Raw genomic sequence first — 9,840 nt, forward strand, 5'->3', positions numbered from 1 at the left:
GCGCAGTTGCCGCCCTCCACCCCCAGGCCCAAGGCGCCTGAACCCGCGGCCAAACCCGCGCCCGCAAGGACAGCCGCCGCTAAACCCCCGGAGGCCGGACCCGCCGCCCCGAAGCCCGCCCTTCCCAAGCCTGCCCTGCCCAAGCCGGCCCTGCCCAAGCCGGCCGCCGGCGGCTGGCGCGTGCAGATCGGCGCCTTCAGCGCGGAGGCGCGGGCCCGGACGCTCTGGACCCAGCTCAGCGCCAAGGTCGGCGGCCTGTCCGGCTACCAGCCCTATATATCGACCAGCGGCGGCGTGACCCGCCTGCAGGCCGGTCCCCTGGCGAGCGGCGCGGACGCGACCCGGCTGTGCGGCGCGATCAGGGCGGCCGGCGCGGAGTGCATGCCGAAGAAGATGTAAATCTTGCCAAAGCTTGGAATTTTATTTCAACCATGCGATAATGGGACATCAGCACGGAGCGTCCCATGTCGATCGAAAATCAATCGGTGATCCATGCGCTGGTGGAGGGGCTTCTTGGCCCGGAAGCAGCGGGTGCAGCGCTGGCGGCGCTCGATCTGGATCGCCGCCTGACGGAACAGGGCGGCCCCCATGTCTCCCGCGCCGCCTTCGCCATGGCGATGAACGTGGCGCTGTTCCACGACCTGCTGCGGCGGGTGCCGAGCGGAGCGGCCTATGTCGCGGACCGGCTGGCGCATGGGGGCAAGGTGCTGTTCGACCATGGCGCGCTGCGCACCATGAGGCTGGCCGAAGGCGCGACCGGACGCTTGCCCCCCGGGGAGGAGGCCTTCACCCGCATATTGCTGCCGCTGGGCTATGAGATGGCGGCGGTCTATCCGCTCGACCGGCTGCGGATGACGGGCCGCGCCTATCGCCATGCCGACCTGCCCGAAGCGATTCCCCAATTCTTCCTGTCGGAACTGCATGCCGACCGCTTCGACCCGGAATTCGCCGAAACGGCGGCGCGAGTGTTCGGCACATCCCGCGATCCGCTGACGGGGGAGGCGCAGGCCGTGCTCGCGAAATTCGCGGACGGCCAGCCCGTCACGCCGGCGGAGGCGGCCGCCGCCCTGCCGGTGATCGTCGCCGCCTTCGACCGGCAGCATCAGCCGCCGAGCGTCGAGGATTATGAACTGCTGCTCTCCCGATCCCATGAGGCGGGCTGGATCGCGACGGAAGGAAACGCCTTCAACCACGCCACCGACCGGGTGGCGGACGTCGCCGCGCTGGCGGAACGGCTGAAGGCGGAGGACTGGCCGATCAAGGATCGGCTGGAAATCTCCCGCACCGGGCGGGTGCGGCAAACCGCCCTGCGCGCCGACACGGTGGAACGGCTCTTCGCCGGCAACGAACTGCGCCGGGTTCCGGGCTCCTTCTACGAATTCATCACCCGGGACATCGATCCCGCAACCGGCAGGCTGGACCTGGCCTTCGACACCGGCAATGCGACCGGCATCTTCGCGATGACCAGCACCCAGGGCGAAGGACGCGCATAACGGGTTGATCGGCGCGCGGGCTTGAGGCAACGGGTTCCCGATTTTTGCGGGGAGATGCGCGTTGACTGATCCGGTTGTCCCATCCTGGGTGCTGACCCTGGCCTGCGCCGACCGCGTCGGCATCGTCGCCGCCGTCAGCCAGTTCCTGGCGGAACGCGGCGGCTTCATCACCGACAGCCAGCAATATGCCGACCGGGAAGCAGGCCGCTTCTTCATGCGCGTCGCGTTCGAGGCGACGGACGGCCGCATGGGCGACACCGGCAGGCTGCGCGGCGAATTCGGCGATGTCGGCGCCCGCTTCGCCATGGACTGGCGGTTGACCGCCGCCGATGAAAAGCCGCGCATGCTGATCGCGGTGTCCAAGGGGTCGCACTGCCTGGCGGACCTGCTGCACCGCTGGCAGACAGGCACGCTGGCGGTCGACATCATGGGCGTGGTGTCCAACCATCCCGACATGCGCCGGATCACCGAATGGCACGGCATCCCCTATCATGAGCTTCCGCCCAATGGCGACAAGGCCGCGCAGGAGGAAGCGCTGCTCGGCCTGTTCGAACGGACACGCTCGGAATATCTGATCCTCGCCCGCTACATGCAGGTGCTCTCGGAGGAACTGGTGGAGAAACTCGCCGGCCGCTGCGTCAACATCCACCACAGCTTCCTTCCCGGATTCAAGGGCGCGCGCCCCTATCACCGCGCGCATGAGCGGGGCGTGAAGCTGATCGGCGCCACGGCGCATTTCGTGACCGCCGATCTCGACGAAGGGCCGATCATCGAACAGGCGGTGGAGCGCGTGGACCACCGCGCCACGGCGGAGGACATGATCCGCATCGGACGCGACATCGAGGCGCAGGTGCTCGCCCGCGCCGTCACATGGCTGGCCGACCGCCGGGTCCTGCAAAATGGCGGCAAAACGGTGGTCTTCCGCTAATCGGGCGCTAATCGGGGCAACCACTGATCGGGCGCTGATCGGGCGCTAATCGGGGCAACCGCGACCCCGCCGCCCTTCAGGCCAGCTTGCGCGCCCTGTCCCGCCACGCCTCGGCCAGCACCGGCATGTCCGCCAGCGCCCTCACGGCGTCCGGCTCGCCCTTGTGCCCTCCCCCGATCAGCAGCCGGAACAGCCGCGCGACCGGCCACTCGGGCCATGGCCGCTCCAGCAATTCCATCTGCGTGCCGGCCTCCGCCTCCCCCTCCCGCAAGACCCGAAAATAGATGCCGCATCGCGCCGTCTTCACGATGGTCGCCATTACGTCGCGCGCGCCGAAACGATGGTCGAGCTTCCAGCAGGGCTGCCGTCCATGGCTCACCTCGACCACCGCGCTGCCCAGCGCAAAGCGGTCGCCAAGGCAGATCTCCTCCTCGGTCATCCCGCGCGACGCGATATTCTCGCCAAAGGCGCCCGGCCCTTCCAGCAAGGGATGACCGGGCTTGCGCTCGCGCCACCAGCCATAATGGTCCTGCGGATAGAGGTGGATGGCCTTGTCCCACCCGCCATGATGCACCTTGTCGGCCACCCCGTCGCCTTCAAGGCCCAGCCAGCCGATCCGCACCGCGCCCGTCACCGGCTTCTTCGCGATCGCGCTATAGTCGCCGTCGCGAAAGGGCACGGGCATCCCGGTCAGCAGCGCGTCGACGGTCATGGAACAAAGGGTCATGCCCTCCCTTGCCATGGAAGCCATGGCCGGGAAAAGGCCGCTCGACAGGAAAAGGACGCTCGGCGGGGGAAAAGCCGCTCGGCAGGGCAAAGGACTCAGGCGGGGGACAGCTCCGAACCCAGCTTCAGCACTTCGCACCCGCTATCGGTGGTCACCAGATAGGCGGGATTGCGGCGGGAACCGTTCCGCCTGATGACGGCGCCCTCGATCCGGCGCTCGACCTGCTGCTCGAACCGCTCGGCCACTCTCCCGCGGCCGACGCCCTGCCCCCAATTCCACTTGACCCTCGCTCCTTTGCGAAAGCTTCCGGTCATCAAGCATTCTCTCCTTCGGGGAACAACCGCGCCGGCCGGCCATCATTGCTGCCGCAAGGCAAAAATCCCGAATGCCGTCCTGGTTCCCTTGGGTTTTGCGCCTGCCTGCGTTAAGGGCGGCGGATGGATGTCACGGGGCTTCGCGTCGCGCTCTTCAGCGGCAATTACAATTATGTGCGCGATGGCGCGAACCAGGCGCTCAACCGCTTCGTCGCCTATCTGCTGCGGCAGGGCGCGGCGGTGCGCGTCTATTCGCCCACCACGGACAGCCCGGCCTTCGATCCGGCGGGCGATCTGGTCAGCGCGCCGTCGGTGCCCGTGCCCGGCCGCCGCGAATATCGGATTCCCTACCGCATGTCGGGCGCCGTCCGCCGCGACCTGAAGGCCTTCCGCCCGAACCTCGTCCATGTGTCCAGCCCCGATCCGCTCGGCCATCGCGCCGTGGCCTGGGCGCGCCGCCACGGGCTGCCGGCGGTCGCCTCCGTCCACACGCGCTTCGAAACCTATCCGCGCTATTACGGCCTCGCCTTTCTGGAGCCGGTGATCGAATCGCTGCTCCGCCGCTTCTACCGCCGCTGCGACGCCATCGTCGCCCCGTCCGAATCGATGGCGCAGCTCCTGCGCGAACAGCGGATGAGCTATGATGTCGGCATCTGGACCCGCGGCATAGACCGGGACATCTTCCATCCCGGCCGCCGCGACATGGCGTGGCGCCGGTCGCTCGGCATCGCGGACGACGAACCGGTGATCGGCTTCATCGGCCGCCTGGTGATGGAAAAGGGCCTCGACGTCTTTTCCGACACGATCGATCATCTGGCGGCGAAGAATGTGCGGCACAAGGTGCTGATCGTCGGCGAAGGGCCGGCCCGGGAATGGTTCGCGAACCGCCTGCCCAACGCCGTCTTCACCGGATTCCAGAAGGGCGCGGACCTCGGCCGCGCCGTCGCGGGCATGGACATGCTGTTCAACCCCAGCGTCACGGAAACCTTCGGCAACGTCACGCTGGAGGCGATGGCCTGCGGCCTGCCCACCGTCGCCGCCCGCGCCACCGGCAGCGAGAGCCTTGTCACCGACGGCGTCACCGGCCGCCTGATCCGCCCCGGCGCGATCACCGCCTTTGCCGACGCGCTGACCGTCTATTGCACCGATCCCGCCACCCGCTCCGCCGCCGGCGCGGCCGCCATGGCGCAGGCGGAACATTATGGCTGGGATCAGGTGAACCAGGCGCTGGTCGACACCTATATCCGCATCATCCGCCAGCGCGAACATGGCGCGCTGGTCCGGTCGAGCCCTGTTCCCTGAACGCAAAAGCCTTCCTATATCACAGGCGATGGCCGATCTTTTCGCCCCCGACGATCTCCCCCCTGTCCCAGCCGAAGCGCCGCTGGCCGACAAGCTGCGCCCCCGCGCGCTGGCGGACGTTGTCGGGCAGGATCATCTGACCGGACCGGATGGCGCGATCGGCCGCATGGTCGCCGCCGGCCGGCTCTCCTCGATCATCCTCTGGGGCCCGCCGGGCACGGGCAAGACCACCATCTCCCGCCTGCTGGCGGATGCCGTCGGCATGCGTTTCGAACCGATCTCCGCCGTCTTCTCCGGCGTGGCCGACCTCAAGAAGGTCTTTGCCGCCGCAAGGGACCATGCCCGGCGGGGCGAGAAGACACTGCTCTTCGTGGATGAGATCCACCGCTTCAACCGCGCGCAGCAGGACAGCTTCCTCCCCTTCGTGGAGGATGGCACCGTCACCCTGGTCGGCGCGACCACCGAAAATCCCAGCTTCGAACTCAACGCCGCGCTCCTCTCCCGCGCGCAGGTGCTGATCCTGCGCCGCCTCGACGCAACCGCCCTCGAACAGCTGCTGGAACGCGCCGAATCGCTGATGGAACGCCCCCTGCCGCTCGACGACGACGCCCGCGAAGCCCTGCTCGCCAGCGCAGACGGCGACGGACGCTTCCTGCTGAACCAGGTGGAGACCCTCTATTCCATCGACGTCCCGCAGCCGCTCGATCCGGCGGGCCTTTCCGCCCTGCTCCACCGCCGCGTCGCGGTTTATGACAAGGACCGGGAGGGTCATTACAACCTCATCTCCGCGCTCCACAAAAGCCTGCGCGGTTCCGACCCGCAGGCCGCGCTCTACTATCTCGCCCGCATGCTGACCGCGGGCGAGGAGCCGCTCTACGTCCTGCGCCGCCTCGTCCGCTTCGCCGTGGAGGACATCGGCCTTGCCGACCCGCAGGCGGTCGTCCAGTGCCTCGCCGCCAAGGATAGCTACGACTTTCTCGGCTCCCCCGAAGGCGAACTCGCCATCGTCCAGGCCTGCCTCTATTGCGCCACCGCGCCCAAGTCCAACGCCGCCTACAGCGCCATGAAATCCGCCTGGAGGTCCGCCCGCGAGACCGGCTCGCTCATGCCGCCGCAGAACATCCTGAACGCCCCGACCAAGCTCATGAAGACCATCGGCTATGGCAAGGGCTATCAGTACGACCATGACGCGCAGGACGGCTTTTCCGGCGACAATTACTGGCCCGAGGAAATGCAGCCCCAAAGCTTCTACGCCCCCACCGAGCGCGGCTTCGAAGCGCGCATTGCCGAACGCATGGCCTATTGGGACCGCCTGAGGGCCGAACGCCGCCCGAAATGACCCCCCGCTTCGCCCGCTATGCGGTCATCGACTGGTCCGGCGCAAAGGGATCGCGCCACAAGGGCATAGCCGTCGCCCTGTGCGAAGCCGGCGATGCGGCGCCCCGGCTCCAGCATCCGGACGGCGGCGGCCTCTGGTCGCGCCGCGCCGTCGCTGACTGGCTTGTCCGCACCGCGGCCGAAGCCCCGACCCTGTTCGGCTTCGATTTCAGCTTCGCCCCGCCCTATGTCGCGCGCCGGAGCTATCTGCCCGGCGACGACGTGCCCGCCACCGGCCCGGCCTTCTGGGCCTATGTCGACGGCATTTGCGCGGACGAGGATCTGGGCGCCGCCAGCCTGCTCGAACGCACCCACCGGCGGCATTTCTATTTCGGCAAGGCCGACGGCATCAAGGCGGACTATATGCACAACCGCGCCTGCGAGGCGCATTACAACGCGCAAGGCGGCGGCAAGCCCTCCACTGTCTATGACGCCATCGGCGCGGCGCAGGTCGCCAAGGCCAGTTTTTCAGGGATGCGCCTGCTCCACCACGTCCATCCGCACGTCCCCGTCTGGCCCTTCGACCCGCCGCCCAGGATCGGCTCGCTGATCGTGGAAATTTACACCAGCATCGCCGCGCGCGCCGCCGGACGCCCCAAGGGCAGGGCCAAGATGCGCGACCTCCCCGCGCTGAACGACGCGCTATTCGCCGTCGGATCACAACCGCACATGGGCCTTCCCCCCGACGACCATGGCGCCGACGCGATCCTGACCGCCGCCTGGCTCCGCCGCGCGGCCCCCCGCCCCAGCCTGTGGAACCCGGCGCCGCTCGACGAAAAAATCGCCGCAACAGAGGGCTGGACGTTCGGCATCATCTGATAGTAAGGCGCTCCCCGTCCGAAACGGATGGGCCGGCTTAGCACAGCGGTAGTGCAGCGGTTTTGTAATTCGCTCACACTTTCCGAACGCTTGCTGATTTTATGGCAGATTTCAGCCATTTCCGCCACCTTTTTCTTCTGCAAACCGCTGATCCTGTGCCTCATTTTGTGCCACCCCGAACAAAGCCGCTTTTCGCTCGTCGGTCGTGAGGTGATCCAGATAGCGCTCTGTCGTCACAATGCTGGCGTGGCCTAAAATCTGCTGGAGATCGTAGAGCGATCCACGCCGCTTTCTCAGGTAATCCACGGCATATAAGTGGCGCAGATCGTGGAAGCGAAAGCGCTGAAATTCTCGTTTCTCGCGTGCCGCTTTTTGTGCCGCCCTCGACACTTTGGCATAGAAGCGGCTGGGCACGTTGCGGAAGCGGTGCCCGTCACCAGACCAGAACACGAAACGATAGCGGATATGGCGCGGTTGCTGGTCGATGATTTCGAGCGCCCGCCTTGTCAGCGGCACCTCCCGCACCCGATTGCCCTTGGTGTTCTCGACTGTCACGGACATGCGCCCACGATCCACCCGATCATGCTCCAGACCGGCAATCTCATCCTCGCGCATTCCCGTTTCCTGAGCGAAGCGCGCCATGTCCATGAACCGCGACGGGTCAGCAAAAACGGCCTCCAGATATTCGGAGCGTGGCAGGATGATCTTTGTCCGTGCCTCCTTGAAGCGGCTGCGATCGATCATGCGCGCCGGGTTGTCCTCGATCCAGTGCATATCCGCGCAGTGGGCCAGCACAGATGAAATAGCGGTCATGTCGCGCCGGATCGTCGCATTGGTAACGCCAAGGCGCTGCCGGTCGGTCACGATGGTCTTGAGCAGCTTGACGTCGATCCTCTGCAACTCCTTGTCGTCCAGCCATGGGCGCAACTGCGCAAGGCTGGTGACATATCGGTCGAACGTGCGTGGCTTGAGGTTCATGGCTCGCGGTCCGCGTTCATGCCATGAGACAACGGCGGCCTGCCAAGAGATAGGATCGGCAGCGCCATAATAGACCCGTTCCTCTACCGCCTTCTTGAGCGCGGCTAGGCGTTTGAGTGCCGTCTGCTCAGAGCGAGTTCGTAGCGACTCGCGGTATTCGTGGCCTTTGACCTTGAAACGCGCCCAGTATATGCCGTTTCGGATATAGAGACCTTTCGGCATCCTACTGCTCCCAATTTGCGAAGGGCGGAAACGTCGAAGGTCCATCGCCCGAATGTCTTCCGCGCACCGGGTATAAGGCCAGCGGCGGCTTTCTCTTGCAAGGTCCGTTTGGGCAGGCCGCATATCAGCACTGCCTGCTTGGTCCCGCAACGCTCGGCTACAGGGTTCACCCTACCCCTCCCCATCCAGTGCTGCGACCTTCTCGTCCCATGAGTTCCACTCGGTCACGGCGACAAGAAAGGGCGCGCATCCTTTGCGGCGAACCATTGCCCATCCTTCTGCGGCGACCATGAAGCGCAGTTCCGCGCCATCGATGGGCCGGATGCGGATGTAGGGCTTTCGCTTCTCCACCATGCTCATGATCCGCGCCCTTCAAGTGCTGTGCGGGCGAGGATCGCTTTCATGATCTGCTTGACGGTATCCCAAGGCACGTAGACCTTCTCGACATATTCGTCGCCGCAATCATCGATGCGGTGCAGATTGAATGCGAACTCGCCGTGATATGCGGCCTTGGTCGATCCGCTCGGGGTAAGCGCCTCCCTCAGCCGCTTTATCTCCTCTTCCAGCGCGGCGATCTTGCCAAGCATGTGCTTCTCCTTAAGATCGGCAAAGCAGGCTTGTGAATATTCCGGCGCGTCGTCCTCATGGATCGCGGTGATACCGTCCTCCGGGCTGGCGTCACTCTCTGGGTATCGGCCGGCGCGATCCTTGATGCCGGTGTACCCCTGATTGCCGGGCCGATAGTACAGGCCGCGCTTAACCAACAGGAAGCGGTCCCCCTGCTCGACCGTCACGGGTGCTTTATCGGTCATGGCTTTGCCTTTCGGGCGCGCTTCGCCTCTTCCCATCTGCGATTTACGCTTCCCATTTTCGGCACGTCCTCAGGGAAGATGCCCGCGTGACAATGAGGACAGGCGGGCACCATGTTCTTGCGGCGGAAATGCTCATCCATCTGCTTTGCAGCTATGCGGATGATGTTATGGCCCTGCGCTTCTTCAATCGCCTTGCGCTCGCGCTTAAGCCTGTCAGACGCCTTATGAAAATGCTGGCAGATGATCAGGAAAGCATCGAACGGGTCCACATCGGTTTCGCAGTCTTTGCACCAGATGCGCCGCTCATTCTGATCATAGGCCATAGCCCGATGGCCGCATGAAGAGTGCGGGCGCCGTGACAGGCCACGCGCTACCCGAATATCTCCGATGTCCACGACCTTGAGACCGTAAAGATACTCCTGCTCAATGATCGGTGGGTCTTTCTTATCGGCCATCTCTCAGCCCTCCCCGGAGGGAGCAGAGGGGAGCGGGAGCCAGTGGGTGGGAAGCAACTCGTTTTCCATGCGATAGCCGCATACGAAATCGGCCGAGAACCAGTCCTCTTTGTGGGCTGATTCCTCATCCCAATCGGCAAGTTCCGCGTCTGTCAGAAACTCAGCAGCACTGGTGTAGCGAGCGAGCATCACGCCAGCGTCAGAACGATAGACCAGAACCTCTGTCCCATCCTTCGGCGCCGTCTCTATACGCCGCCACCCCGCCTCAAACTCCTGCCCCAACGCCTGTAGTGCGGACATCGGGGTGCGGAGGGCGGCAATGATGGCGCGTGCGCGGCGACTGACAGGATGCGAGCGTAGCGACAATCAAGATGAGAATCGGTTGTTGGGGTGTCGGTGAAGGGCGGAGGGCG

At 65.5% G+C, this 9,840-nt stretch carries 12 protein-coding genes; 6 read left to right on the forward strand and 6 right to left on the reverse strand.

Annotated elements, in window-relative coordinates:
- The 3 genes from K7W03_RS25320 to purU form a co-directional block, all read left to right on the forward strand.
- A partial coding sequence (locus K7W03_RS25320; RefSeq protein WP_222887645.1) for an SPOR domain-containing protein occupies positions 1 to 399 on the forward strand: 399 nt, incomplete at its 5' end.
- A 65-nt stretch (positions 400 to 464) separates the two neighbouring features.
- A complete protein-coding gene (locus K7W03_RS25325; protein ID WP_222887647.1) occupies positions 465 to 1,493 on the forward strand; it encodes a 2-oxoadipate dioxygenase/decarboxylase family protein in 1,029 nt (342 codons plus the stop codon).
- 88 nt (positions 1,494 to 1,581) lie between these two features.
- On the forward strand, positions 1,582 to 2,421 hold the full coding sequence (gene purU / locus K7W03_RS25330; RefSeq protein ID WP_371873091.1) for a formyltetrahydrofolate deformylase: 840 nt from the start codon (positions 1,582 to 1,584) through the stop codon (positions 2,419 to 2,421).
- A 76-nt stretch (positions 2,422 to 2,497) separates the two neighbouring features.
- Here purU and K7W03_RS25335 read toward each other — a convergent pair whose 3' ends face one another.
- The gene (locus K7W03_RS25335) at positions 2,498 to 3,148 is read right to left on the reverse strand and encodes an MOSC domain-containing protein (RefSeq protein WP_222887649.1); all 651 of its coding nucleotides are present in this window, start codon (positions 3,146 to 3,148) and stop codon (positions 2,498 to 2,500) included.
- Positions 3,149 to 3,243: 95 nt separating this feature from the next.
- Complete coding sequence (locus K7W03_RS25340; RefSeq protein ID WP_025551239.1) at positions 3,244 to 3,462, reverse strand: DUF2945 domain-containing protein; 219 nt, start codon at positions 3,460 to 3,462, stop codon at positions 3,244 to 3,246.
- A gap of 123 nt (positions 3,463 to 3,585) precedes the next feature.
- Between K7W03_RS25340 and K7W03_RS25345 the strand changes: the two genes are divergently transcribed.
- The 3 genes from K7W03_RS25345 to K7W03_RS25355 are packed head-to-tail and all read left to right on the forward strand — an operon-like array spanning position 3,586 to position 6,960.
- Entirely contained in the window at positions 3,586 to 4,764 is a 1,179-nt protein-coding gene (locus K7W03_RS25345; RefSeq protein ID WP_044661992.1) for a glycosyltransferase family 4 protein, read from the forward strand.
- Positions 4,765 to 4,792: 28 nt separating this feature from the next.
- Positions 4,793 to 6,103 (forward strand): replication-associated recombination protein A, encoded by a 1,311-nt coding sequence (locus K7W03_RS25350; protein ID WP_137709848.1) that lies wholly within the window; start codon positions 4,793 to 4,795, stop codon positions 6,101 to 6,103.
- Positions 6,100 to 6,960 carry a hypothetical protein gene (locus K7W03_RS25355; RefSeq protein WP_044661990.1) on the forward strand — a complete coding sequence of 287 codons (861 nt, stop codon included), beginning with the start codon at positions 6,100 to 6,102 and terminating at the stop codon, positions 6,958 to 6,960. Before K7W03_RS25350 ends, K7W03_RS25355 begins: the two co-directional genes overlap by 4 nt.
- A 111-nt stretch (positions 6,961 to 7,071) precedes the next feature.
- On the opposite strand, the gene K7W03_RS25360 is transcribed toward K7W03_RS25355, so the two are convergent.
- The 4 genes from K7W03_RS25360 to K7W03_RS25375 form a co-directional block, all read right to left on the reverse strand.
- Complete coding sequence (locus K7W03_RS25360) at positions 7,072 to 8,160, reverse strand: tyrosine-type recombinase/integrase (protein ID WP_222887651.1); 1,089 nt, start codon at positions 8,158 to 8,160, stop codon at positions 7,072 to 7,074.
- A 171-nt stretch (positions 8,161 to 8,331) separates the two neighbouring features.
- Entirely contained in the window at positions 8,332 to 8,520 is a 189-nt protein-coding gene (locus K7W03_RS25365) for a hypothetical protein (protein ID WP_222887653.1), read from the reverse strand.
- Positions 8,517 to 8,972, reverse strand: coding sequence for a hypothetical protein (locus K7W03_RS27965; protein ID WP_226870506.1), 456 nt, complete (start codon positions 8,970 to 8,972; stop codon positions 8,517 to 8,519). The genes K7W03_RS25365 and K7W03_RS27965 overlap by 4 nt, the downstream gene beginning before the upstream one ends.
- Positions 8,969 to 9,427 carry a hypothetical protein gene (locus K7W03_RS25375; protein WP_222887655.1) on the reverse strand — a complete coding sequence of 153 codons (459 nt, stop codon included), beginning with the start codon at positions 9,425 to 9,427 and terminating at the stop codon, positions 8,969 to 8,971. The genes K7W03_RS27965 and K7W03_RS25375 overlap by 4 nt, the downstream gene beginning before the upstream one ends.
- Between the last annotated feature and the right edge of the window lie 413 nt (positions 9,428 to 9,840).

This window comes from Sphingobium sp. PNB, assembly GCF_019873065.1.
GTDB lineage: Bacteria > Pseudomonadota > Alphaproteobacteria > Sphingomonadales > Sphingomonadaceae > Sphingobium > Sphingobium fuliginis.